Genomic DNA, 26,773 nt, shown 5'->3' with positions numbered 1-26,773 from the left:
TCCAATATTCTATATAAGCGAATGTCTTAAATGGCAGTTTTTAGCCTACCTATAAGGAATTGAAACTCTGATAATTGGGGTACTGATAATAATGCTGCTATTACGTTTTTAGCCTACCTATAAGGAATTGAAACCGCCATTCGGGCAGAATGCATATGCGAGTGATACGGGTTTTTAGCCTACCTATAAGGAATTGAAACTGATCTCCTGCAGTGTGTGGCAAAACTGCTTTAAGTTTTTAGCCTACCTATAAGGAATTGAAACCAAATAGAAGAAGATAACAGCTCTTTTATAGAAGCAGTTTTTAGCCTACCTATAAGGAATTGAAACATTTTTTGTTTTGTACTGCTTGCTGTGCGTTTGCTGGTTTTTAGCCTACCTATAAGGAATTGAAACAAATGTCTATTGGAGAAAATATAAAAAAGTATAGAAGTTTTTAGCCTACCTATAAGGAATTGAAACCTGCTTCCATTTGGTATAAAGAGCAAGATATAACCAGTTTTTAGCCTACCTATAAGGAATTGAAACCAGTAAATACTTCATTCAACATGGGAGGGCAAAAAGGGTTTTTAGCCTACCTATAAGGAATTGAAACCAGCAGGAACAAAGTTCACAACCGGCGCAAAATGGGTTTTTAGCCTACCTATAAGGAATTGAAACTAAACATCCATGCTTCGTCAACAATAACTATCTTTCTGTTTTTAGCCTACCTATAAGGAATTGAAACAAGACATTGTAGTATTTTAGGACTGGTATGGAAATTGTTTTTAGCCTACCTATAAGGAATTGAAACTTTTTTCATAATATCGACCTTTTCGCTCTTTTTGCGTTTTTAGCCTACCTATAAGGAATTGAAACTCTTCTTGGCAAAAGCGATATTCGCAATCCAGAGAAGTTTTTAGCCTACCTATAAGGAATTGAAACTCCAATAAAGTTACTTTTATCTCTTTTATCTTTTTTAGTTTTTAGCCTACCTATAAGGAATTGAAACTATTACCTCTTTAATTTTAGATATGTTCATAATTAGAAGTTTTTAGCCTACCTATAAGGAATTGAAACAAACACATATAAGGAAGGAATAATGCTTGAACAAACGGGTTTTTAGCCTACCTATAAGGAATTGAAACAATATTGTGCCTGTTCAAAAACCTTCATATAACTTAGTTTTTAGCCTACCTATAAGGAATTGAAACTTCAGGAAGTTAGAAAAGATTATTGTGAGTATTGCGTTTTTAGCCTACCTATAAGGAATTGAAACACACAAAAACCTTTGCGTCGCCGGTTTCTGATGCAAAAGTTTTTAGCCTACCTATAAGGAATTGAAACCAAGAAAACTTGTTGTAATACCGCCAGAAATTCCCAAGTTTTTAGCCTACCTATAAGGAATTGAAACTAGGAATTGCCCCGCTTTTCTTGGTATTTTCTTTTGTTTTTAGCCTACCTATAAGGAATTGAAACAAGGAAAAGGTGAGCTGTTGAAAGAATATGAACATTTGTTTTTAGCCTACCTATAAGGAATTGAAACCATGGATATTGTTTATCAATCAATTTTTTAGTTAAGGTTTTTAGCCTACCTATAAGGAATTGAAACTCGCCTACTTTTGCCAAATTAAAAAAGAGCCTTGTCAGTTTTTAGCCTACCTATAAGGAATTGAAACTAGACGAAAAAGAACAGACTGAAAGACTCAAACAGGTTTTTAGCCTACCTATAAGGAATTGAAACCATACACACTATCAGTTTTAAAAAGGACTGCCGATGTTTTTAGCCTACCTATAAGGAATTGAAACTCATAATGGTAGTGGATATGTTAAGGGAGATGCTAAGTTTTTAGCCTACCTATAAGGAATTGAAACTTCCAAAGCGGAAATACTTTTACATCTCCTACTCCAGTTTTTAGCCTACCTATAAGGAATTGAAACGGATCATCCGCCGGATCATTTTCGGTCCTGAAGAAGGTTTTTAGCCTACCTATAAGGAATTGAAACTAGTATTTCTGTTTTCGCAATAGATGTTTACTCTAACGTTTTTAGCCTACCTATAAGGAATTGAAACTTCTTCACACCTCACTTCCTCATTTAAAATTTCTTTGTTTTTAGCCTACCTATAAGGAATTGAAACACGGCAAAGCAACAAGATTTGTAATGATAGACTTATCAGTTTTTAGCCTACCTATAAGGAATTGAAACACTGCTTGGGGTATTGGCTATGGTCTTAATAAGGTATGTTTTTAGCCTACCTATAAGGAATTGAAACCAAGCACTACACGGTATTAGATTTCCTTTTCTCTTTTGTTTTTAGCCTACCTATAAGGAATTGAAACATTTTTTTAAAACTTAAGAACAGCAAAAAATGAGTTTGTTTTTAGCCTACCTATAAGGAATTGAAACACGGCAGAAGTTATGAAGTTATCGCAACAGGGCCTTAGTTTTTAGCCTACCTATAAGGAATTGAAACTTCAACATTTGCAATTTCCCCTCTCTTTTGGTTTAGTTTTTAGCCTACCTATAAGGAATTGAAACGTTGGCTGCAGCTGGTGCTGGCTGCTGGTGTTGGCTGCGTTTTTAGCCTACCTATAAGGAATTGAAACAAAGTGGCGTTTACAGTTGTTCTGTCCTCATCTTCAGTTTTTAGCCTACCTATAAGGAATTGAAACAGCCAACCTCCACGTTTCCTCGTGGCAAACACAGCAACAGTTTTTAGCCTACCTATAAGGAATTGAAACAGACATGCTTCTTTTATAAACCACTGTATACTTTCCCAAGTTTTTAGCCTACCTATAAGGAATTGAAACTGCATAACTTCAAAATCAGCCATACTACGAATTTGCCTAGTTTTTAGCCTACCTATAAGGAATTGAAACCTTCTAAATCTTCATGCAGTCCTACTTCAATCAATTCGTTTTTAGCCTACCTATAAGGAATTGAAACATTGTCCACTTTCTTTGTTTCATCACAAATTCCTCCGTTTTTAGCCTACCTATAAGGAATTGAAATTTTTTACTCCTCCTTATTTTTATTATAGGCATATCGGCGTTTTTAGCCTACCTATAAGGAATTGAAACGGATCTAGTGTCTTTAGTGACGTGGGGGTTCAAATCGTTTTTAGCCTACCTATAAGGAATTGAAACCCTTGTGGTAATTGTATTGTTGCGCTACCAGTTAAGGTTTTTAGCCTACCTATAAGGAATTGAAACAGTGGTTTTGAAAAGATTTCTTATACATTTCTTTTCACTGGAAAGGTGGTATAATAGCGATGTTTGTAGAGGAAAATGATGGCGAGATTGTGGGAATTTCATTTGACCAGATAGGAAAAGTGGCATGGCGAATGAGAGAACACTTAAAAAGGTGATATTATGTATGAAGAAGTTACAGGCTCACTTGTGCAAAGTTACAGCATTTGCAAAAGGCAGGTATGGCTTATGGCTCATCAGATAATTCCTGACCAAGAGCATCCATACATTGAGATGGGACGCTTGATCGATGACATATCTTATGACAGGGACAGGAAGAAGATAAATTTTGAGAATGTCGTCATAGATCTTGTGAGAAATGACAATGGCAATTTGTTAGTGGGCGAGATAAAGAAAAGCTCAAAAGCCGTAGATAGTGCCAAGCTTCAGCTTCTTTTTTATTTATATAAGCTGAAGCAAAACGGTATTGAGGCAAAAGGACAGCTTTTTTTTCCCGATGAGAGAAAAAAGATTGATGTGCGTCTTACGAATGAGTCGGAGATGGAAGTTGTAAGTGCTATAAATGAAATAAGAGATATTATAAATATGGACAAGGCGCCGGCTTTTGAAAAGATACCTTACTGCAAAAATTGTGGTTATAAGGAGTTTTGCTTATCATGAAAAAGCCTGTTTATATTTTTTCAGACGGAGAATTGCATAGAAAAGACAACACATTGTATTTTGAAGGAGAAAACGGCAGGAAGTTTATACCGGTTGAAAATACTTCTGAAATAATGATTTTTGGCGAAGTTAGTCTCAACAAAAGATTTTTGGAGTTTATCTCACAATCGGAGATAATACTTCACTTCTTCAACCACTACGGCTACTACATAGGGTCATTTTATCCGAGAGAGCATTTAAACTCTGGCTACATGATATTAAAGCAAGCGGAAAATTATATTGATGAGAAGAAACGTCTATTTATAGCGCAAAGATTTGTAGAAGGTGCATATAGAAACATCCGTCAAGTTTTAAAGTACTATCAAAACCGAGGCAAAAACTTGGATGACATCATTTATGCTATAGAAAGATTAGGAGATCTGATAGCTGGAACATCTGATGTAAATGAGCTTATGGCTATTGAGGGAAATATAAGGGAGTATTACTATAAATCATTTGATGAGATATTAGGGAATAGTGATTTTGAGTTTGATGTAAGAAGCAAAAGACCGCCAAAAAATTCTCTAAATGTCCTTATAAGCTTTGGAAATTCTCTTATGTACACAACCGTACTAAGCGAAGTTTATAAGACACATTTGGACCCAAGGATAGGGTATTTGCACTCCACGAACTTCCGGAGATTTACACTAAACTTAGACGTTTCAGAGATATTTAAACCTATTATTGTAGATAGAGTCATATTTACAGTTGTGAGTAAAAATATCATCAAAAAAGATGATTTTGACCAAGATGCAGAAGGACTCTTGCTTAAAGATAGAGCGAAGATGGCATTCATAGAGGAATACGAGAATAAACTAAAGACCACGATAAATCATAGATCGTTAGGCAATAATGTTTCATACCGCAGGCTTATAAGGCTTGAACTTTATAAGCTGGAAAAACATCTTATGGAAGAACAAGAGTACACGCCATTTGTTGCTCAATGGTAAAAGGGTGATATTATGTTTATCATACTAGTATATGATGTAAATGAGAAAAGGGTAAATAAGGTTCTGAAGACGTGCAGAAAGTACCTAAATTGGGTACAAAATTCAGTTTTGGAAGGTGAAATATCTGATGCAAATTTTAGAAAACTAAAGAGTGAGATCTCAAGGATTATCGATAAGGAGGAGGATTCAGTAATCATATATATTTTGAGAACTACTAAGTATTCAGATAGAGAGATAATAGGGCTTGAAAAAGGTGGAGAAAGCTTGTTTGTATGAGCTACCAAAGGAAATCGCTATTTATTATTTTTTGGGTAACATCAAGAGATATTTGGTGATATTTTTGCTTTCCACTGGCGCCATAGGGAAGGTTTTTGTCCTAGCTTATCTCTTAACATATATATAAATTTGTTGTATAATTTTTTTATGAAACGTATGGGAGGCGGACTGATGGAAAGCAGCAGTCATATTTATGAAATGTTTAAAAACAGGGAAAATTTCAAAGATAGATTGATATTAGAAGGGATAGTTGTTGGAGTTTTGATAGGGTTGGTTGTATCAGCTTTAAGGTTTGTATTAGAAAAAGCTGGTATCTATCTTTTGGATGTATACAGAGTTTTGGAAACGAAGATTTATCTTTTGCCTATATGGCTTATATTTTTAGTTGCGATAGGCATATTTACAAACTATATGCTTAAATTGGAGCCTATGATCAGTGGCAGCGGCATACCGCAGGTGGAAGGGACGATTATAGGCTATTTTAAATTAAATTGGCTAAAAATATTCATTATGAAGTTTGTAGGTACGATATTGATGATCGGTGCTGGGCTGTCTTTAGGACGGGAAGGTCCATGTGTCCAGCTTGGTGCATCTTTAGGTCAAGGTGTCAGCAGGTCATTAAAAAGGATGCGCTTTGAAGAGAAGTACCTTATAACTTGCGGCGCTGGTGCTGGTTTGGCTGCAGCGTTCAATGCACCGTTAGCGGGGGTTATATTTTCTTTGGAGGAGCTTCATAAAAATTTTTCTCCAATCGTTCTTGTGTCATCAATGGTATCATCCCTTACTGCGACATATATTACAGATACTTTTTTGGGACTTAAGACGGTATTTGATATTGCTAATATGCCGATTGTTCCGTTTTCTCAATATTTTTATCTGCTGCTTTTGGGAGTGATAATAGGTTTTGGAGGTATCATATTCAACAAATCGCTTCTAAAATCGCAAGATCTGTACAATAAATATGTAAAAATACCCCAATTAAAGATCTTTATTCCTCTTTTGCTATCAGTCATTGTAGGGTTTTTTCTGCCAATGGTGCTTGGCGGTGGCGAAAGCCTTGTAGATAAGATAAGTGGTGCGGATTTAGGATTTGTATTTGTTGCCATATTGCTTATATCTAAATTCCTTTTTACAATCATAAGCTATGGGTCTGGAGTGCCGGGAGGCATATTCATGCCACTTCTTGCAATAGGTGCGCTTATAGGCAATTTATACGGCATAACTATCATTCATGCCTTTAATATAAATAGCATATACCTAAAGGACTTTGTTGTGTTAGCTATGGCTGGATATTTTGCTGCTATCGTAAGGGCCCCTATAACAGGAAGCCTCTTAGTTACGGAGATGACAGGTTCATTTAGCCATTTGCTTGCTTTAAGCACTGTATCCATAACGGCTTACATTGTATCTGGCTTTTACGGAAATGAACCAATATATGAATCGCTGCTTGATAGGATAATAAAAAGCAAAGTGAACGTGGCTAATGTCGATGAAAGTGATGATGCGGCTAAAATATTATTTGAGATGCCTGTTGCTGTAGGGTCTTTTGTAGATGGCAAAAAATTAAAAGACATAGAATGGCCTCATAGTTGCCTTGTGGTTGGAATAAAAAGAGGTGGGAAGGAGATAATACCAAAAGGAAATACGAAGATACTGGCTGGTGATTATATAGTCTTGCTGGGGAATGAAAAAGATGTTGTAAACATAAAAAACAATATAAGGAAGATGACTGAAATATAAATTATGAAAAAAGTTAATGGGATTTTCAGAAAGCCTATTGACTTTTTTATTTTGCGGCGATATAATTATTTAGCATCCGAAATATTCGCGTACAAAATATACGGTTTAGAAACATAGTGAAAGAAGGTGAAGAATTTTTGAAGGAGTACAACGAAAGAATAGATGTTTTAAAGACTTTAAAGTCAATAATGAACATGATTCACAAAAACATGGAAAGCGAGTTTAAGGATCTTAATATAACGGGACCTCAAGGCATGATCATCGGAATCCTTATGCACCATGGAGAGATGAAGATAAGCGATTTAAGTGAAAAGATGGGACTATCAAGCAGCACTGTCTCAGGCATAGTAGACAGGCTGGAGAAGCAAGGCATGGTAAAGAGAATAAGGAGTAGCGATGACAGGAGGGTTGTCTATGTGAAAGTAGACGAGGATTTCAAAAAGAAGTCTAAAGAAAGCTTCAAGAATATTTATGAGAGATTTGAGACGATAATGAGCAAAGCGACAGATGAAGAACATGCTGATATCGTAAAGGGGCTTAATACCCTTAAGAAATTGATTGAATCAAGCAGTAGTCAAGGTAGTGATGATTTTAAGAAAGGTGGTTTTGATGGATGCTAAAATTACGGAAATATTTTAAGCCATACATCTTTATAACTATTGTTGCCATACTATTTATATTTGTTCAGGCAATGAGCGATTTGGCCCTTCCTGACTACATGTCAAACATAGTAAATCAAGGCATACAGCAAGGAGGTATTGTCAATGCTGTGCCGGATGCCATAAGAAAAAGCACCATGGATAAACTGACATTGTTTATGAATGACAGTGATAAAAACAATGTATTAAATGATTATGTGTTAGTTGACAAAAACAGCTCAGATTACGATAAGTACGTAAAAAAATATCCTGATTTAAAGAAAGAGCCTATATACGTATTGAAGAACATAGACAAGACAGAGATAGACAAGATAAACCTTCCGATGGGCAAGGCGTTCTTGGCTGTATCAGGTGTTGAAAAGATGAAGTCAAGCGCTAAAGGCGGATTTATCACATTTAACAACATGAAGATCCCAGCAAATGCCGATCTATTTGCGCTATTTGCAAAGATTCCTGAATCAGAGAGGCAGAAAATAACTGATGACATGAATAAGAAGTTTACTTCCCTTGGCGACAACATGGTTATACAGGCTGCTACTCCAGCAGTAAAGTCAGAGTATAAATCATTGGGAGTAAATACAGACAAGATCCAAACCAACTACATTTTATCTACAGGGCTTATAATGCTACTCATTACTCTTTTAAGCGCGGCATGTTCCATAATGGTGGGATTTTTAGGTTCCAGAGTTGCCGCTGGTTTTTCAAGGGACATAAGGAAGAAGCTCTTTACGAGAGTTGAGAGCTTTTCAAATGAAGAATTTGATAAGTTTTCCACAGCGTCTTTGATAACAAGGACCACAAACGATATAACCCAGATACAAATGCTTATCGTCTTTATGATAAGGATGATATTCTACGCTCCTATGATAGGCATAGGCGGTGTCATAAGAGCCGTTGGGAAAAGTGCGTCTATGTCATGGATAATAGCATTGGCAGTCATAGTGCTTTTAGGGTTGGTTTCAACTGTGTTTTCTATTGCATTGCCTAAATTCAAGTCTGTGCAGAAGTTGGTGGACAGGTTAAATCTTGTGGCCCGCGAGAATTTGGCTGGCATGATGGTTATAAGGGCTTTTAATACTCAAGAGTTTGAGGAAAACAGGTTTGATAAGGCAAATCGCGACATCACAAATACGATGCTATTCATAAACCGCGTCATGATCACTATGTTTCCAGTCATGATGCTTATAATGAACGGCATAACCCTTCTCATTGTATGGGTAGGTGCACATGACATTGCCAATTCGTCGATGCAGGTTGGCGACATGATGGCATTTATGCAGTACGCTATACAGATAATATTCGCCTTCCTTATGATGTCTATGATGTTTATCATGATACCGAGGGCATCTGTATCTGCATCCCGTATTGCGGAGGTATTGGAGACACAGCCTACTGTTTTGGATCCTAAGGAAAGCAAGAAGTTTGACGATACTCAAAAAGGCGTTGTTGAGTTTAGAAATGTTTCATACAAATACCATGGAGCAGAGGAATATGCCATATCGAATATATCTTTTAAAGCAGAGCCAGGCAAGACTACAGCTATAATCGGCTCTACCGGTGCCGGAAAGTCTACCCTTGTCAATTTGATACCGAGATTTTACGATGCCACAGAAGGTCAAGTTTTAGTAGACGGCGTAGATGTAAGGGATGTGAAGCAGCACGATTTAAGGGAAAAGATTGGCTATGTGCCTCAGAAGATTTCCCTTTTTAAAGGCACTGTCATGTCAAACATAAAGTTCGGCAATGAAAATGCTACAGATGAAGAAGTTAAAAAGGCTGCAGAAGTGGCTCAGGCAGCAGAGTTTATAGAAAGACTTCCAAATGGCTATGACAGCGAAATTTCGCAAGACGCTACAAATATTTCAGGTGGACAGAAGCAGAGGCTGTCTATCGCAAGGGCCCTTGTCAAAAAACCGGAGATATATATATTTGACGATAGCTTTTCAGCGCTTGATTTCAAGACAGATAGGGCTTTGAGAAAGGCTTTAAAGGAGTACACTGGAAATAGCACTGTCATAATAGTAGCACAGCGCATATCAACTATAATGAATGCAGATCAGATCATAGTTTTAGATGATGGCAAAATAGCTGGAATAGGCACACATGACCAGCTTATGAAAACCTGCGAGACGTATAGAGAGATCGCTTATTCGCAGCTTTCAAAGGAGGAATTGGCATAATGGATGGAAGAAACGCAAATACTCCAAGGCGGCCCGTCATGAGAGGACGTGGTCCTATGGGCGGTCACGGTCCTATGGTGGGCGGTGAGAAAGCCAACGACTTTAAAGGGACAATGAAGAAATTGATGAAGTATCTTGGCGAATACAAGATTTCCATATTTTTCGTCATACTTTTTGCGGCAGGAAGTGCAGCACTGTCTATAGCGGGGCCTAAGATACTCAGCAAGGCTATAACGAAGCTTTACGAAGGTGTCATGGCAAAGATAGCAGGTACAGGAAATATTGACTTCGACTACATTGGCAGAATAATCCTCCTGCTTATAGGCCTTTACATCTTAAGCTCAGGTCTTGGCTATATACAAGGCTGGATAATGACAAACGTGGCAATGAAAGTCACCTACAAGTTTAGGCGGGACATAATGGAGAAGATAAACCGCATGCCGCTTAAGTACTTTGACGGCACAAACCACGGTGAAATACTATCCCGTATAACAAATGATGTTGATACAATAAGCCAGACATTAAACCAGAGCATTACACAGATCATCACATCTGTCACATCGGTAATCGGTGCTTTAATAATGATGCTTACCATAAGCGTAGAGATGACAGGTGTTACATTTTTGATGATACCTGTATCAATGGGAATCATCGCTCTTATAGTACGCTTTTCCCAGAAGTACTTTAGAGAGCAGCAGGATTACCTTGGCCATGTTAATGGTCATGTAGAGGAAATGTACGGCGGACACGTAGTCATGAAGGCATTTAACTACGAAGAAAGAAGCGTAAAGAAATTTGACGAGTACAACAATGAGCTTTACAATGTGGCATGGAAATCCCAGTTTTTAACGGGGCTTATGATGCCTATAATGAACTCCGTAAGCAACTTAGGATATGTAGGCGTTGTGGTATTGGGCAGCTACCTTGTGATAAATGGCACTATACAAGTCGGTGACATACAAGCTTTCATTCAGTACGTAAGGTCATTTACACAGCCATTGGCGCAGATCGCCAACATATCCAATATACTTCAGCAGACGGCTGCATGTGCCGAGAGGGTGTTTGAGTTCTTAGACGAGGAAGAAGAAGTGCCTGAGATAGAGCATCCTGTAAAACTTGAAAATGTGGAAGGCCATGTGCAGTTTGATCACGTGCACTTTGGATACAAACCAGATAAGATAATAATAAACGACTTCTCAGCCGATATTAAACCGGGTCAAAAAGTGGCCATAGTGGGACCGACAGGTGCTGGCAAGACGACGATGGTAAAACTCCTGATGAGGTTTTACGATGTAAACGCAGGAAGGATATTGATAGATGGACATGACATTAGAGAATTTACCAGAAGCGATTTAAGGTCATTGTTTGGCATGGTATTGCAGGATACTTGGCTTTACAACGGCACCATCATGGACAATATAAGGTACGGAAACTTAAATGCCACAGATGAAGAAGTCATAAAAGCCGCAAAAGCAGCTCATGTAGATCACTTCGTTCACACGCTGCCAGATGGTTACAACATGGTTTTAAACGAAGAAGCATCAAACGTATCACAAGGGCAGAAACAGCTTATAACTATAGCCAGAGCCATACTTAAAGATCCAAAGATATTGATACTGGACGAAGCCACCAGCTCTGTTGACACACGTACAGAGATCCTCATACAGAAGGCAATGGATAACCTTATGAAAAACCGCACAAGTTTCATCATTGCCCACAGGCTTTCTACGATTAGAGATGCTGATCTCATACTTGTCATGGATCACGGTGATATTGTAGAGCAAGGCACCCACAAAGAGCTTCTTGCAAAAGGCGGATTTTACGCTAAGCTTTACAATAGCCAGTTTGAAGATGAAGAAGTCGCAAGCTAATAAAAAGGGAACCATCCAAATAGGTGGTTCCTTTTTTTCAATTATCTAAAGTCATCTAAGTATTTTTCCGCCATCATCGGGTCCAATTTAGCATCTACCAATGGTGGACCATCCTTCAAAAAGCTTATATTATCTATATACGTAGGTTTTTCCACCTTGTATATTATGCCTATCGGTATCCTGTCGCCCCACTCATCAGCTACTTTGAAGGCATTGTCTAAATCGGTGTAGTCGTAGTCGTCTGGAAGCTCATACACCCTGTCATTGTACCATTTAAACGTATTTACCTTATTAAATGTGACACATGGCTGGAAGATGTCTAAAAGAGCGTAGCCGTCGTACATTATGGCTTCTTTCATCATCTTCTTAAGATGTTCATAATTTCCAGAAAAGCTTCTTGCTACAAATCCAGCTCCCATTGTGAGAGCCAGCTTTATTGGTTTTACAGGGTCTAAGATTACGCCGTCAAATTGCAAACTTGTCTTTTGACCTTTTGCCGTCGTAGGTGATGCTTGGCCTTTTGTCAAGCCGTATATTTGGTTGTCGTGGACGAAGTGGGCAATGTTAGCGTTTCTCCTTATTGCGTGTATAAAGTGGTTTCCACCTTCACCGTACGTATCGCCGTCTCCGGAGTCTATTATCACTTTAAGGTCCTTGTTTACGATGTTTATGGCTGTGGCAGGAGGCAAAGCCCTTCCGTGAAGGCCGTTAAACCCGTTTACGTTTATGTAGTGTGGCATCTTTGCGGCCTGCCCTATTCCTGATGCTATCACAACTTGATGTGGCTTTAGTCCAAGCTCAGTAAGGGCATCCTTTAAAGCATTAAGTATGCCGAAGTTTCCACATCCAGGGCACCACGCCGTTTCATAGGTTTCAAATGCGGTATTCATAAAATCATCCCTTCCTAAATTTAATACAAGCTTGACGATCTTGTCATTTCTCTCACTTTGTCGTAGATGTAACTTGAGCTCATCATGCGACCATCATATTTAAGTATGTGTTCATCTGCCTTTATAAGGGCGTTTTCTCTCATGAGGCTGTCAAGCTGTGCTGTGGCATTTTGCTCAACATCTATTATCATCTTTGCAAATTTTCCGTACTTTTTTATAAGCTTTGTAGGAAATGGCCATATATCGCCAAATGACAATGCTCCTACTGACATTCCATCCTTTAAAAGCATGTCTACTGCTTCTTTTACAGGACCGTACGTTGAACCCCAGCAGGTTATGAGGATATCTGGATTTTCAGCACCCACAAATAGGGGCTCTTGAACTTCTTCTTTTAATAGCTTAAATTTTTTCATCCTCTTATTTACCATCTTTACCCTTACATCTTCCGACTCTGTAATGTGGCCAAATTCATCGTGTTCATCACTATCTATAAGGACTGTGGCGCCTTCCACTTTGCCTGGTATTATCCTTGGTGATATGCCGCTTTCCGTCAGTTTGTACCTCTTATACACGCCATTTTCCAATGCTTCATGGCCTGATATATGCCTTTCTATTGTCACCTTAGTGAAGTCAAAAGGCTTTACAGTCACACCAGAGTCTGCCAGGTACTGGTCGCTTACAAGTATGACAGGTATCTGGTACTTGTCTGCTATGTTGAATGCCCTTGCAGTCTGATAAAAAGCATCTTCCGGGTTTCTTAATGATATCACCATCTTTGGAAATTCACCGTGGCCTGAATGGATTATGAACCTTAGATCCCCTTGCTCTGTCCTTGTTGGAAAGCCTGTGGCAGGTCCCGGCCTTTGGACTTCCGTTATGACGATAGGGATTTCTGTTATCCCTGCTAAGCTTATGCCTTCCACCATCAGTGCAAATCCTCCACCTGAGCTTCCTGTCATGGCCCTTACTCCGGCGTAGGAGGCTCCTAATGCCATATTTATGGCAGATATCTCATCTTCTACTTGCTCAACTACTATGCCTGCATCATGCGATTTCTTAGCGATGTAGGTCATGACGCTTGTAGATGGTGTCATAGGGTATCCTGAGTAAAATTTGACTCCTGCAGCGATAGCTCCCAATGCGATAGCTTCATTGCCGCTTATGTAGATGTTGTCATCCTTTTTTCCAAGCGGCACGTTAAAAATCTGCTTTGCCATGCTGTAGCCAGCGTCGATAGCCTTTATATTTGCATTAAGCACATCGCCTTTGAATTCATCGTCTAATACGGTATGAGATACGTCTAATGGAATGCCAAAAAGTTTAAGCAGTACGCCTACGGCAGCAGTGCCTAAAACGCGGGGATTGCCGCACTCTTTTGCAACTGCTTTAAAATCAAATGACAAGTATGTGTCGTTATCTGAAATGGATTTGTCTAAGATGAGTTTTCCTGAAGGTTTCAAACTTTTAGCGTGCAAATTTACAGTGTCTTCATCGAGAGCGATTATGGCATCAAACTTCTCATCGTGTGAATGAATCGGTTTGTCACCGAACCTTACCTGAATGAAGTTGTGACCGCCTCTTACCCGCGACATGTAATCTTTCATGGAAAATACGTACAAGCCGCATCTTTTCAAGGTTTTTTCGATTATGTATGACAAGGTGTCTATTCCCTGACCGGCAGCACCGCCGATCAATACATTGTAGTCCATACATTAGTCCCCCTTATTTACAATATCTTGTAATTCAATTATACCACTATTGATAATTATTATCAATAAAAATGGAATATTATTTTTAAATAAATACATTTTACAGATGAAAACAGCTAAAACAATTCGCCTGTGATTATCCCACGAGTTATCCACATGTAAATGTGCATATGTGGATAAGTCCTGTGTTAAAAACTCTTACCTCGAATGTACTATTTTTAGACAAAAAACGACTGTGTAAGTGCTGTGAAAAAAGTTGCTCACATTTTATATGTTGATAAGTCTTGAAAAAAGACTTTCTTCAAGTTGCCATAGAAAAAGGATTCTACTTGTTATATAATATTAGAGGACTTATGAAATTTGGAAGGGGGTAGCCCCGTTTTTGGGTATCTTATGAGGTTCTGTTCACTTAGATCTGGAAGCAGCGGAAATGCCACATATATAGGATATAAAGATGTACATATACTTGTGGACGCAGGCTTAAGCGGCAGTACAATAGAAAAAAGCCTTTTAAACATAGATGTAGATCCGCACAGTATCTCAGCGATTTTGATAACGCATGAACACAACGACCACATAAAAGGCGCAGGCATATTGTCCAGAAGGTATGATATTCCCATCTATGCCAATGAGGCCACATGGACTTCTATGGAAGGCTTTATAGGAGATATTGAGCCTCACAACAAGCGATTTTTCAAGACAGGCGAAGACTTTACATTAGGCGATGTAAAGATACGGCCATTTAAAAAGTCCCACGATGCGTCAGAACCTGTAGGTTTCTCGTTTTTTTGCGGTCAGAATAAAGCCACCATCGCTACAGATTTAGGGTATATAAGTAGAGGGGTGGCAGCGAACATAATGGACTCTGACGTAGTGCTATTAGAGTCAAATCACGACGTGGATATGCTGATAAACGGCACGTACCCATGGCCTTTAAAGAAAAGAATACTTTCGCCACATGGACATCTTTCCAATAAAGATGCAGCAGAGGCCATAAAGAAGTTTATAAAGCTTAAATCGATAGGCAAAATCTACTTAGGACATCTAAGCCAAAACAACAACAAACCAGAGATAGCGTACAAGACGGTTGTAGATGCGCTTAAGGAAGAAGGCATAGACTACGAGATAAATATGGCTTTGCGGTATGCAGAAAGCGATATTGTGGAAATATAAAAGGGCCTTATGGCCCTGTTCCTATTGATTCTATCTTCCACGGTGAGTCTTTTGTTGACTTTGCTATTATAAAGAAGAACGTATTTCTTCCACTTCTTATAGATGTATTATTTTCACTTTTTAACGTCAGATTTACTGTCACTTTGTACTCTTTGCTCTCGTAGATATTTCTATTCTTTGAAGGTGTGTAACTTTTATTTTCATCTATGCTTAATACAGTTGCCGATTTTGTATTTAGTTCCAGGCTGTTTGACTCAAAATCGGCATTGTAAAGGACGCCTGCAGGTCTATTGATGTAAAGCATATCGTGCAGCACATCGATAGATAGAGTTGAATATATTAAGCCTTTGTCGCCTTTGTTTATACCGTTAAAATACGCGTATATTAATTCTTCAGGTGTAAGCTTGTCTATGGATGGTGATGACATTTGCTTTAGGAAACCGTGGGATGCGACCCAGTCTATCCAAGGCCTTTCTGTAAGGGTCTCGATGTAATTTTTCTTAAGCGAAAGAGGCGTTGATGCGTTGAATTCAAGCCACGCTCCTATTATATTTTCTCCATCCCGTAAGATGACTGCATTGACAGGGTATGTGTACTTGCTGCTTTCACCCTGTCCAGGAAGTTTTTCATTCAACCTGTAGATCACAGCTTTTACTGTCTTGCCCTTGTACTTTTCTATATTATACCCTATGTCTCTCGACAAAAAATTCACTTCAGTCCAATAAAGTCCAACAGGCATAGATGTGCTTTGAATCTTCCAATCTGATGGTATCGTCACATCAAAGTAAGGAGATTCTTTCTCAGGGCTAAAGCCGTATTTAAGCAAAAACTTCGTATCATCATTATAAACATTAAATTGGCCGCCAGAACAAGCAGTCAAAAATATCGTCAAGGCAATACACACAAAAATCAAAAATTTCTTCAAATTCATCTCCCCTTTAAAACATTTACTTATATTATATAACAAATTAAATGCTAATTCGTTACAAAATTATAAATTTTTTAAGGCACATTTATGTCCAAAAGATAATTTGCACTTGATTTTTTTAAAAAGCTGTGATAAAATGTTCACAATACATGGATATATGTACACTATATAGATACATGACTGAAAGGGGGCGGAATCTTGCAGGAAGAAAGCAAATTTTACATCATAAGGGAAGAAGTACTATCTGAAGCATTGAAAAAGACCATCTTGGCGAAAGAGCTTTTGGAGACAGGTGAAGCTAAGACCATAAACGAGGCAGTGAAAAAAGCAGGCTTATCGAGAAGTGCGTTTTACAAGTACAAAAACTATATTTTCCCTTATTCCAAATTTTCTAAAGGGAAGATAGTGACCCTGTCCCTTTTATTAGAGCACATGCCAGGGATACTGTCGTCAATACTTGATGTAATCGCCATGATGAAGGGCAATGTCATAACTATAAACCAAAGTATGCCGTCCCTTGGCGTTGCAAGTGTCTCTATATCCATAGACACGCAGTACATGGTAAAAGGCATCGAGGAGCTTATAGAGAAAATAGAAGAAGAGAACGGTGTCAGAAAAGTAGAGATTCTTGGCGAATAAAATATTGTTTTAGAGAGGAAGGAATTTGCTGTGAAGATAGGTTTAATGGGGCTTGGAACTGTCGGTTCAGGTGTTGTACACCTGATAGAAGAAAATGGGGATGCCATTGAGAAAAAGATTGGCCAGAAGATAGAGATTAAAAAGATACTTGTGAAGGATCCAGAGAAGAAAAGGATCAAAGAAGCACAGGGCAAAATAACCATAGATCCCTACGACATCTTAGATGATCCAGAGATAGATGTGGTTGTGGAAGTTATGGGGAAAGAGCACCCAGCACTGGAGTACATGAAAGAAGCCATATTAAGAGGCAAAAATGTCGTTACAGCCAACAAAGAAGTCATTGCAAAACATGGCAAAGAGCTTATAAAGCTGGCAGATGAAAACAACGTAAACCTCCTTTACGAGGCGTCAGTAGGTGGAGGTATACCTATCATAAGGCCTTTGAAAAGCTGCCTTGCTGCCAACAAGATACACGAGATAAAAGGGATCTTGAATGGAACCACCAACTATATATTGACAGAGATGAAGTCGAGGGGGCTAAGCTTTGAAGGAGTATTGAAAGAGGCACAGCAGAAAGGGTATGCTGAGCTGGACCCTACAGACGATGTGGATGGGTTTGATGCTGCAAGAAAGCTTGCCATCCTTTGCACACTTTCGTTTAACAAGTACGTCATGCCTGATAATATATATACAAAAGGCATCAGGACCATATCAAAAGAGGATATAAAGTACGCCGATGAATTGGGCTTTACCATTAAACTTATAGCTTTTGGCAGGCTTGACGAAGATGAAAAGTTGGAAGCATGGGTACATCCTGTCATGATATCAAAGAAAAACCCGCTAAATGGGGTAAACGGTGTATACAATGCCATCTTGGTGGAAGGCAATGCGGTTGGAAGGCTTATGTTCTACGGACAAGGCGCCGGCATGATGCCTACAGCCAGTGCAGTTGTGGCCGATGTCATAGATGTGGCAAATCACATACCTACTCAAAACGGCTATGATGATGCAGTGATGAAAGACATCGTGGATACAGTATCCAGATACTATATAAGGATAATAGCACTTGATAAACCTGGCGTCATGAGCAAAGTCACAGGAGTTTTAGGGCAGGAAGGCATAAGCTTAGTGTCTGTCGTTCAAAAAGAGGTATTGGGAGAATATGCTGAGATAGTCCTTATAACCCACAATGCCTTGACAAAGAATCTGTTTGATGCATTGGATGAAATAGAAAGACTAAAAGAGGTTGACAGAGTCGCCAGCGTAATAAGAGTAGAGGGGGAAGAATGATGGAATGGGATGGAATAATAAAGTCGTACAGAAGCTATATGCCTAAAATAGACGATGAGAACATAATCACGCTGAAAGAAGGAAATACACCCCTTATAGAAGCTGAAAACATCGAGAAGGATTTTCCGGGGCTAAAGATCTACTTAAAGTATGAAGGTCTAAATCCTACAGGCTCTTTTAAAGATAGAGGCATGACGGTAGCTGTATCTATGGCAAAGCAGGAAGGCTCACAAGCTGTCGTCTGTGCATCTACTGGCAATACGTCTGCATCGGCGGCTGCTTATTCGGCAAAGGCCGGACTTAAATGCGTAGTCCTGATTCCAGGTGGAAAGATAGCATTAGGCAAACTGGCTCAGGCGATAGCTTATGGTGCAGAAGTCGTCGCCATAAACGGCAATTTTGATGACGCATTAAACCTCGTCAGGGAGATATCTAAAAAGCACCCTATAACCGTAGTAAATTCCATAAACCCGTACAGGTTGGAAGGGCAGAAATCATCATCGTTTGAAATATGCGATACGCTTAAGAAGGCTCCTGATTATCTGGCACTTCCTGTTGGCAATGCAGGAAATATTACGGCGTATTGGATGGGCTTTAAAGAGTATTACCGCAATGGCATGATCGATAGTCTGCCTAAGATGATAGGATTTCAGGCGGCAGGCGCAGCACCTATCGTAGAAAACAGGGTATTTGAGCATCCTGAGACGATAGCCACAGCTATAAGAATCGGCAATCCAGCCAGTTGGCAGAAAGCTGTCGCTGCAAGGGACGAATCAGGTGGCCTTATTGACAAGGTGACGGACGATGAGATATTAGAGGCGTACTCGTACCTTGCTAAGAGGGAAGGGATTTTTGCAGAGCCTGCCTCATGTGCTTCTATTGCAGGCGTCATAAAGAAGTACAGAGAGGGTCTTTTCAAAGAGGGAGATACTGTCGTCTGCGTCTTGACAGGAAACGGGCTTAAAGATCCTGATACAGCCATAAATTTGGGTGGGAAAGGCGTAAAGACTGTGGATGCTGACTTAAAATCATTAGAAGGTGCAATATATGGTTAAGTCTGTCTGCGTGAGGGTGCCTGCATCTACAGCTAACTTAGGCCCTGGATTTGACTGCCTGGGTATTGCGCTAAATCTTTACAATGAAATCTACATGGAGATAAAAGGCCATAAACTTGAAATTGATGTTGAAGGGGAAGGCATTTTAAATATAGAACGGAACGAAGAAAATTTGATTTACAAAGCAGCCAAGAAAATTTTTGACAAAGCCAATATTTCTGTAGATGGGCTTTACATAAAGTCTAAAAATGGCATTCCGACGGGAAGTGGTTTGGGAAGCAGTGCAGCGGCTATAGTAGGCGGCCTTGTAGCTGCAAATGCCTTAATCGGAAGTCCTTTAAGCCGCGATGAATTATTAGATATAGCCTCATCGATGGAAGGCCATGCTGACAACGTATCGCCTGCTTTAAACGGCGGCTTCAATGTGGCTACTTTTGATGGGAAAAAGACTTATTTTGTAAAAAAAGAGTTGGACGATAATATTGCGTTTTTGGCCTTTTACCCTAAAAGAGAGCTTTTGACTTCAAAGGCAAGAGGCGTGTTGCCGTCTATCATCGAATTTAGAAGCGCAGTATTTAACGTGGGAAGATCATCCCTTTTTACGGCGTCCATATTTTCAGGCAGATATGATTTGCTTAAATATGCTTCGCAGGATATGCTTCATCAGGTGTACAGAAAAGAGTTCATTAAAGAGATGTACTACGTAATAGAGGAGGCGTTGGATAAAGGAGCTTATGCTGCATTTTTAAGCGGTGCAGGACCTACCATGATGGCTATGGTCGATAAAAGTGCCTTAAGCCGCGTGGAGGAAGCCATAAAGAAAGTGTACAAAGATAGAAACATAGAGTGTAGCGTTTATAAGTTAAAGTGCGACAATGACGGCGCTACAATCATATAAAGGTCTAATATTAGGCCTTTATTTCGTATTTATGTAATTCAGCAAAAATTTTGTGATATAATTAAGGTAAATTATTCTTAAGGAGGCTATCTTATGAAGAGGCATTTATCAATTTTTATGGCATTTGTAATCGTATTGACACTTGTTTTATCTGCACCTATGGTGGCTTTTGCCGCAACAGCAACACAAGACGACATAAGCAGCTATCTAAATGATTTAGGCTCATTTATGCAGTTTATAAAAGAAAATTATGCAGGTGATGTTACGTACGATCAGATGGAACAAGGTGCCATACAAGGCATACTATCTTCACTTGATAAGTACAGCACGTATTTCACAAAAGATGAGATGGATTCCTTCATGGAATCTACTTCAGGCACATTTACAGGAGTCGGCTTGGAAGTAGAAGAAAGAGGACAGGACATAGTGGTAGTATCTACTATAAAAGGTTCTCCAGCCTATAAGGCAGGCATACAAAGCGGGTACATAGTAGAATCTGTCGATGGTAAAGACGTAAAAGGCATGGACATAGCAGACGTCACAAACCTCATAAAAGGTGATAAGGGAACAACTGTAACTATCGACTTTCTTGCAAACGGAAAGACTTTAGAGTACAAGCTTGTAAGGGATGTAATAAGCATAAATCCTGTCACATACAAGATAATAAACGGTGTTGGGTACATAAGCATAAGTGAGTTTAACGGAAATACTTATGACAATGTAGCAAAAGCACTTGACTATATGGATCAAAACAATATAAATAAGCTTGTCATAGACTTAAGGGATAATCCTGGCGGGTATCTTCAAGAGGCTGTAGATGTGGCTAATTTCTTTGTGCCTGCAGGGCCTGTTGTAACGGTGGCTATGAACGGCGGAAATGAGACGTACTATTCATACTTGAAAAACCCTAAGTACAAGATAGCAGTTCTCATAAATGGAAACACTGCATCTGCTGCGGAAATACTATCTGGCGCAATACAAGACACAAAAGCCGGAATCCTTGTAGGGGAAAATTCCTATGGCAAAGGGACAGTGCAAGAGGTATTTCCATTTTCTGATGGCAGTGGCATGAAGCTTACAATCGCTAAGTATTTGCTTCCATCTGGCCGCTCCATAAACGGAGTAGGGCTTAAACCTGATGTGGAAGTGAAGGACAGCAGAGTGTTTTTGCCTCAGCTTATATACACAGATGATGTGAAAAAAGGCGATACGGGATACAATGTAGAGCTTTTGCAGTCGTACTTAAGCCTTTTAGGCTACTACAAAGGTGAGCCAAATGGGTACTTTGGCAATGATACGTACGATGCACTTATAAGCTTCCAAAAGTACGCAGGCATTCCAGCAACAGGTGTCATGGATAGAGGCACTGTCGATGCACTTTCGTACTTCTACGGCTTGACACTTCAAAACGATGCACAGCTTGACAAGGCCATTGAGCTTTTAAATCAACAATAGATGAGAGAAGACAATTTTGATTCGTTCGCTCTCAGAGTTGAAAAGCGACTAAACTAAAGCTCTATCTTGAACTTCAGCAGGGTTCCGGGCACATTCGGCGTCCATGCCTCAAGTGCCCGTCTCAGCCATCCTTGGCTTCGACCCTGCTTTCGTTCGTCGATCTCGCCAAGTTTAGTTATCGCTTTCCAACAAGTCGCTTCACCCATCCAAAATTGTCTTCTTATCAAAACATTTACTATTATGGAAAAGATATTTCGTTAAAACAGGTGGTGAGACAGTGAGGATATTAGTCGCGCCTGACTCCTACAAAGGAAGTTTGTCATCAAAGGAAGTCATAGAGGCTATGACGGAAGGTATAGAAAGAGTTGTAGATGCTGAGATTATAAAAGTGCCTATAGCTGACGGCGGAGAAGGCACAGTAGACGCATTGATTTCTTCATCAGGTGGGAAAATCATAGAAACAGAAGTGATAGGCCCTCTTGGCAATACTGTAAAAAGCTTTTTTGGAATCTTAGATGATGGCACAGCGGTCATAGAGATGGCTGCATCGTCTGGTTTAAACCTTGTGCCAGATGACATGAGAAATCCTTTAGTCACTACTACGTACGGTGTAGGACAGCTTATACGAAAAGCCCTTGACGAAGGATGCCGCAGGTTCATCGTAGGCTTAGGCGGCAGCGCCACAAATGACGGCGGTGCAGGCATGATGGAGGCTTTAGGAGCGAAGCTCTTAGATGAAGACGGGAAGGACATACCTTATGGTGGAGGAAATCTTTCAAAGTTAAAGAAAATAGACGTAGACGGCTTGGATAAGAGGATATACGAAAGCAGCTTCACAGTGGCATCAGATGTAGTTAATCCCCTTTGCGGCAAAAACGGTGCATCTTACGTTTACGGCCCTCAGAAAGGCGCCACACCTGAAATGGTAAATATCCTTGATAAGAACTTATACCACTATGCAAAAGTCGTAGAAAAGACGATTAGAAAGGACTTTAAAGATACAAAAGGTGCTGGCGCAGCAGGAGGATTGGGGTTTGCCTTGATAGCATTTTTAAATGCCAAGATGAGGCCTGGCATAGAGATAGTGATGGAGGTTGCCAAACTGGAGGAAAAGATAAAGTCTTGCGACATAGTCATAACAGGCGAAGGCAACACAGACTTTCAAACTGCGTTTGGCAAGGCGCCGGCAGGTATAGCCACGATTGCCCAAAAATATGGCAAGAAAGTCATAATCCTCTCAGGCGGTTTAGGCTATGGATACAAAGAGCTTTATAAAATAGGTGTTACAGCTTTGTTTAGCATAGTGGATAGACCTATGACGATAGATGAAGCCATGCATGATGCCAAAAGGCTTATATCTGACAGGATGGAGGACATAATCCGCTTATTTGTTTAAATTTGTATAAGGTAAACTAATACATATCATAATGTCTACTTATAGTAGACATTTGTTTTTTACTATTGCATTTTTTTCTTTAATAGTTTATCATATTAAATAAATATTTAAAAAGGTGTGAAGCTTATGAAAAATAGGATTCTCATGACACCGGGACCTACTATGGTACCAAAGGAAGTGTTGGACGTATGCCACCTTCAGCCGTATCACCATAGGACGCCGGAATATTTTAAATTATTTTCAGATCTTAATTCAAATCTTAAAAAGATATTTAAAACAAGTATGGATGTGTTGACGCTGACGTCATCTGGTACAGGTGGCATGGAAGCCGTCGTGGCGAATCTCTTTAAAAGAGGCGATAAAGTCTTGGTGGCCAGCATAGGCCATTTTGGAGAGAGGTTTTACGACATTACAAAAGCTTACGGACTTGATTCTGATATTATCGATTTTGGTTGGGGCAATGCAGTCCATCTTGACATTTTAGACGATGCCTTGAAAAAACATAAGTACAAGGCTTTGATTGTGACGCAGAATGAGACGTCAACAGGCGTCACAAATGACGTAAAATCAATAGCTGATGTAGCCAAAAAGTACGGTGCGCTTATGGTAGTCGACGCTGTAAGCTCATTAGGCGGCATACCTCTCGACATGGATGAATGGGGACTGGATGCGGTTATCACCTGTTCACAGAAGTGCCTCATGTCTCCGCCGGGATTAAGCTTTGTTGCATTAAGCGAGAGGGCGTGGCAGATGGCAGAGGAGTCTGATCTTCCTAAGTATTATTTTGACCTTAAAAAAGCGAGAAAAGGCGTGCAAAACGAAAAGCCGGACAATCCATATACACCAGCAGTTTCCACTGTGATGGCTGTAAAAAAAGCCACAGACATGCTTCTTAGCACAGGTATGGACACAGTATACAAAAATCAGCACTTAATCGGCGAAAAAGTAAGGAAGACCGTAAAAGACATGGGGCTTAAGCTTTTCCCAGACGAGGCCATATCGTCAGATCTTTTGACGGCAATAGAAGTGCCAGAAGGATATAAAGCTGGAGATATAATAAACCACATGTCAGAAAAAGGCGTGCTTGTGACAGGTGGACAAGGGCATTTAAAAGGCAAGATAATCAGGATTGGCCACATGGGCTATGTCACAGATGAAATGCTTGACTTGACGTTTGATGCACTAAAAAGCGCATTATCGGATTTATCTTAATTTTATTTAAGGGGGATTTATTGTGAAAGTATTGGTGACGGAGAGAATAGCCGAAAGCGGCTTGGAGTACCTTAAGAATCATGCGGATGTGGACTTTAAACTGGATCTATCGCGAGAAGAACTTTTAGAAATCATAGGCGATTACGATGCAATAGTCGTGAGAAGTGTCACAAACGTCGATAAAGAACTTATCTCAAAGGGAAAGAATTTAAAAGTAATAGGAAGGGCAGGCAATGGCGTCGATAATATAGACCTTTTGGCAGCAACGGAAAAAGGCATAATTGTCGTAAATACTCCTGAAGGCAACATCATATCGGCTGCAGAGCATACGATTGGGCTTATGCTATCTATTGCCAGAAATATACCACAAGCGTATATTGGCGCAAAAAACGGTGACTTTCGCAGAAACAAATTTAAAGGTGTGGAGCTAAGCGGAAAGACTGTAGGCATAATCGGACTTGGCAGGATAGGATCGTTAGTTGCTACAAGGCTTGCATCATTTGATATGAAAGTCATTGCGTATGACCCGTATATACCAGACAGCCGCTTTGAAAAGTTTGGCGTAAGAAAAGTATCATTTGATGAGCTTTTGCAAGAATCTGATTTTATAACTATCCATACACCAAAGACGGAGGAGACAATTGACATAATAAGCCATGAGGAATTTAAGAAAGTCAAAAAAGGCGTGAGAATCGTAAATTGCGCAAGAGGCGGACTTATAAATGAAGAAGCTTTGTACGATGCAGTCAAAGAAGGGATTGTTGCTGCGGCTGCACTGGATGTGTTTAAAGTTGAACCATCTTATGACAGGGAAAAGCAGGACTTTCACAATAAGCTTTTAGAGCTTCCAAATGTAGTTGTGACACCACATTTAGGTGCTTCAACTGTAGAAGCTCAAAACAATGTAGGCATATCTGTAGCAAAAGAAGTGATAACGGCATTAAGTGGAAAACTTTACGGCAACATAGTAAACCTTCCTGATGTAAAAGCCGATGAATTTGGAGAATTGAAGCCATACATGAAGCTTTGCGAAGCAATGGGTTCACTTTACTATCAAATAAGCGATGTGCCTGCAAAAACGGTAGAGATAATATACAGAGGAGAAATATCCGGTCTAAACACTGAAGTCGTCACGCTTCACGCCTTGAAAGGACTCTTAAAGCCTGCATTGAAAGAAGGCATAAGCATTGTGAATGCAAGGCTAAGAGCAAAGGAAATGGGGATAGAAGTAATAGATGGCAAGATAGAAGAAATAGATCATTATTCAAGCCTTGTCACCATAAATGTGATTGACACAAAAGGAGAATCTTATAAATTTTCAGGGACAACGTATGGCGATGAAATACGCATCGTAGAATACTTGGGGCACAGGGTTAACTTTGAGCCTACAGAGTACATGCTTTTTGTTAAAAATAAAGATGTGCCAGGTGTAATTGGACACATCGGAAATGTATTGGGGGACTTTGGCATAAACATATCTTCCATGCATGTAAGTCCCAATAAAAACGACGGGACTGCTCTCATGATCGTTAATACAGATAGAGAAATCCCTATTGAAGCCGTAGAATCATTAAACAAACTAAATAGCATATTGAGGGCAAAGGCAGTGAAAAATCTGATATAAAAAAATCTCCCATTCGAATGGGAGATTTTTTTATATCTTGCTATTAAAATATTCTTCCGTAACTTGTAATTGCTTTTTTAAGATCTCTTGCCATAAGTGCTTCTTTATTTCGCCGCTACCCATTGAAACCTTTGTGCGTCGTATATTTCCATCTTTATCCCGCTTTATATAAAAGTAATGATCTGTTTTTTTATACAATTCCCAACCGTCTCTTTCTAAAAAGCGCTTTAATTCCTTCCATGTTGGCATTTAATAAGCTTTTTAACTCCTTCAGGATTATCTTGTAGCAGTATATTTAATACATAAGGTAGATGTTCTCTACGGTTGGGAGCCGAATACCAATATTGAAAATCGTTATAAAAGTCTTCTGCATATTCAATCATGTCAGCAACAAGTAAATTTAATGCTTCATTTTCGTCTTTGCCATTGACAACAATGTCGATTTCATTTAAAGAAATTGTTACAGTACCATCATCTTCATTTAGAACATTTGCTGTAAATGTATAAGCTGTTAACATTTCTTTAATCATGTCTATATTAGAAACAAAGACGTAATCCTTTGTTCGCTTTATAATTTTAGGTTTTTCCCGAACAACTGAATTGATGAAATCTGCCCATTCTTTGCGTACATCTGTAGCATTAACTGTAAACATCTTATTCATTCCCCCTATCACCTCCCATTATATCATATTATGTATATTATGTACACTATGCACATTTTATAGCTTTGAGTGTAAAAAAAATTTTTTATCAAAGAAGGAAAATTATGTTTTATGTCGAATATTAGAAATATAAACAAAATATATAGGATTCTGTGAAGCATAACCTGTATCTGGGCACCTGGGTTATGCGGAGATAGTGGTGCAACCGGCCGTAGTCTTTACTGCGGCTTTTTGCTTTATGGGGATAGGGGTTTTTATATACGGCAAAAGGATAAG

21 protein-coding genes, 1 CRISPR repeat array and 1 riboswitch (1 of these 23 running past the window's edge) are annotated in these 26,773 nt (G+C 39.3%); of the genes, 16 read left to right on the top strand and 5 right to left on the bottom strand.

From position 1 onward, the window contains the following. Positions 1 to 3,194: a CRISPR direct-repeat array (repeat unit 30 nt; unit sequence GTTTTTAGCCTACCTATAAGGAATTGAAAC); it reaches 11,796 nt to the left of the window's first position. Positions 3,195 to 3,353: 159 nt separating this feature from the next. The 7 genes from cas4 (at position 3,354) to ACZ42G_RS13180 (ending at position 11,566) form a co-directional block, all read left to right on the top strand. Further along, entirely contained in the window at positions 3,354 to 3,851 is a 498-nt protein-coding gene (cas4, locus tag ACZ42G_RS13210; protein ID WP_464850792.1) for a CRISPR-associated protein Cas4, read from the top strand. After that, positions 3,848 to 4,840, top strand: coding sequence for a type I-B CRISPR-associated endonuclease Cas1b (gene cas1b / locus ACZ42G_RS13205; protein WP_274893605.1), 993 nt, complete (start codon positions 3,848 to 3,850; stop codon positions 4,838 to 4,840). The genes cas4 and cas1b overlap by 4 nt, the downstream gene beginning before the upstream one ends. Before the next feature lie 12 nt (positions 4,841 to 4,852). After that, positions 4,853 to 5,116 carry a CRISPR-associated endonuclease Cas2 gene (cas2, locus tag ACZ42G_RS13200; protein ID WP_464850790.1) on the top strand — a complete coding sequence of 88 codons (264 nt, stop codon included), beginning with the start codon at positions 4,853 to 4,855 and terminating at the stop codon, positions 5,114 to 5,116. A 171-nt stretch (positions 5,117 to 5,287) separates the two neighbouring features. Further along, positions 5,288 to 6,856, top strand: a complete 1,569-nt coding sequence (locus tag ACZ42G_RS13195; RefSeq protein ID WP_274893604.1) for a ClC family H(+)/Cl(-) exchange transporter — start codon at positions 5,288 to 5,290, stop codon at positions 6,854 to 6,856. A gap of 116 nt (positions 6,857 to 6,972) precedes the next feature. Then, on the top strand, positions 6,973 to 7,476 hold the full coding sequence (locus ACZ42G_RS13190) for a MarR family winged helix-turn-helix transcriptional regulator (RefSeq protein WP_464850788.1): 504 nt from the start codon (positions 6,973 to 6,975) through the stop codon (positions 7,474 to 7,476). Next, positions 7,470 to 9,695, top strand: coding sequence for an ABC transporter ATP-binding protein (locus ACZ42G_RS13185; protein ID WP_464850787.1), 2,226 nt, complete (start codon positions 7,470 to 7,472; stop codon positions 9,693 to 9,695). The genes ACZ42G_RS13190 and ACZ42G_RS13185 overlap by 7 nt, the downstream gene beginning before the upstream one ends. After that, positions 9,695 to 11,566, top strand: a complete 1,872-nt coding sequence (locus ACZ42G_RS13180) for an ABC transporter ATP-binding protein (protein ID WP_274893601.1) — start codon at positions 9,695 to 9,697, stop codon at positions 11,564 to 11,566. Before ACZ42G_RS13185 ends, ACZ42G_RS13180 begins: the two co-directional genes overlap by 1 nt. Before the next feature lie 41 nt (positions 11,567 to 11,607). Here the strand turns inward: ACZ42G_RS13180 and ACZ42G_RS13175 are convergent, their stop codons facing one another. After that, positions 11,608 to 12,456 (bottom strand): 2-oxoacid:ferredoxin oxidoreductase subunit beta, encoded by an 849-nt coding sequence (locus ACZ42G_RS13175; protein WP_085113682.1) that lies wholly within the window; start codon positions 12,454 to 12,456, stop codon positions 11,608 to 11,610. A gap of 20 nt (positions 12,457 to 12,476) precedes the next feature. Further along, on the bottom strand, positions 12,477 to 14,165 hold the full coding sequence (locus ACZ42G_RS13170; RefSeq protein ID WP_464850784.1) for a 2-oxoacid:acceptor oxidoreductase subunit alpha: 1,689 nt from the start codon (positions 14,163 to 14,165) through the stop codon (positions 12,477 to 12,479). A gap of 393 nt (positions 14,166 to 14,558) precedes the next feature. Here ACZ42G_RS13170 and ACZ42G_RS13165 point away from each other — a divergent pair, with 393 nt between their 5' ends. Further along, a complete protein-coding gene (locus ACZ42G_RS13165; RefSeq protein WP_464850782.1) occupies positions 14,559 to 15,338 on the top strand; it encodes an MBL fold metallo-hydrolase in 780 nt (259 codons plus the stop codon). Positions 15,339 to 15,345: 7 nt separating this feature from the next. Here the strand turns inward: ACZ42G_RS13165 and ACZ42G_RS13160 are convergent, their stop codons facing one another. Next, the gene (locus ACZ42G_RS13160) at positions 15,346 to 16,263 is read right to left on the bottom strand and encodes a DUF4830 domain-containing protein (RefSeq protein ID WP_464850781.1); all 918 of its coding nucleotides are present in this window, start codon (positions 16,261 to 16,263) and stop codon (positions 15,346 to 15,348) included. Positions 16,264 to 16,464: 201 nt separating this feature from the next. Between ACZ42G_RS13160 and ACZ42G_RS13155 the strand changes: the two genes are divergently transcribed. The 8 genes from ACZ42G_RS13155 (at position 16,465) to serA (ending at position 25,835) form a co-directional block, all read left to right on the top strand. Next, on the top strand, positions 16,465 to 16,905 hold the full coding sequence (locus tag ACZ42G_RS13155; protein ID WP_464850779.1) for an ACT domain-containing protein: 441 nt from the start codon (positions 16,465 to 16,467) through the stop codon (positions 16,903 to 16,905). Between the two features lie 30 nt (positions 16,906 to 16,935). Next, complete coding sequence (locus tag ACZ42G_RS13150) at positions 16,936 to 18,195, top strand: homoserine dehydrogenase (RefSeq protein ID WP_464850777.1); 1,260 nt, start codon at positions 16,936 to 16,938, stop codon at positions 18,193 to 18,195. Next, on the top strand, positions 18,195 to 19,250 hold the full coding sequence (gene thrC / locus ACZ42G_RS13145; RefSeq protein ID WP_464850775.1) for a threonine synthase: 1,056 nt from the start codon (positions 18,195 to 18,197) through the stop codon (positions 19,248 to 19,250). The genes ACZ42G_RS13150 and thrC overlap by 1 nt, the downstream gene beginning before the upstream one ends. Beyond that, on the top strand, positions 19,243 to 20,148 hold the full coding sequence (gene thrB / locus ACZ42G_RS13140; RefSeq protein ID WP_464850773.1) for a homoserine kinase: 906 nt from the start codon (positions 19,243 to 19,245) through the stop codon (positions 20,146 to 20,148). Before thrC ends, thrB begins: the two co-directional genes overlap by 8 nt. A gap of 93 nt (positions 20,149 to 20,241) precedes the next feature. Then, entirely contained in the window at positions 20,242 to 21,603 is a 1,362-nt protein-coding gene (locus ACZ42G_RS13135; RefSeq protein ID WP_464850771.1) for a S41 family peptidase, read from the top strand. 277 nt (positions 21,604 to 21,880) lie between these two features. After that, positions 21,881 to 22,999 (top strand): glycerate kinase, encoded by a 1,119-nt coding sequence (locus ACZ42G_RS13130; protein ID WP_464850769.1) that lies wholly within the window; start codon positions 21,881 to 21,883, stop codon positions 22,997 to 22,999. A 126-nt stretch (positions 23,000 to 23,125) separates the two neighbouring features. Then, positions 23,126 to 24,211: a pyridoxal-phosphate-dependent aminotransferase family protein gene (locus ACZ42G_RS13125; RefSeq protein WP_464850767.1), complete on the top strand. Its 1,086-nt coding sequence runs from the start codon at positions 23,126 to 23,128 to the stop codon at positions 24,209 to 24,211. Between the two features lie 22 nt (positions 24,212 to 24,233). Then, on the top strand, positions 24,234 to 25,835 hold the full coding sequence (serA, locus tag ACZ42G_RS13120; RefSeq protein ID WP_464850765.1) for a phosphoglycerate dehydrogenase: 1,602 nt from the start codon (positions 24,234 to 24,236) through the stop codon (positions 25,833 to 25,835). 30 nt (positions 25,836 to 25,865) lie between these two features. Here the strand turns inward: serA and ACZ42G_RS13115 are convergent, their stop codons facing one another. Next, a complete protein-coding gene (locus tag ACZ42G_RS13115) occupies positions 25,866 to 26,084 on the bottom strand; it encodes a type II toxin-antitoxin system HicA family toxin (RefSeq protein WP_274893592.1) in 219 nt (72 codons plus the stop codon). Next, positions 26,063 to 26,488, bottom strand: a complete 426-nt coding sequence (locus ACZ42G_RS13110) for a hypothetical protein (RefSeq protein ID WP_085113480.1) — start codon at positions 26,486 to 26,488, stop codon at positions 26,063 to 26,065. The genes ACZ42G_RS13115 and ACZ42G_RS13110 overlap by 22 nt, the downstream gene beginning before the upstream one ends. Positions 26,489 to 26,633: 145 nt before the next feature. Beyond that, a riboswitch (cyclic di-GMP riboswitch) is annotated at positions 26,634 to 26,717 on the top strand. Positions 26,718 to 26,773 lie beyond the last annotated feature (56 nt).

The sequence above is a fragment of the Thermoanaerobacterium calidifontis genome (genome assembly GCF_055381745.1).
Note: the sequence above shows the minus strand (reverse complement) of the source record. Positions and strands in the feature narration are given on the sequence as shown.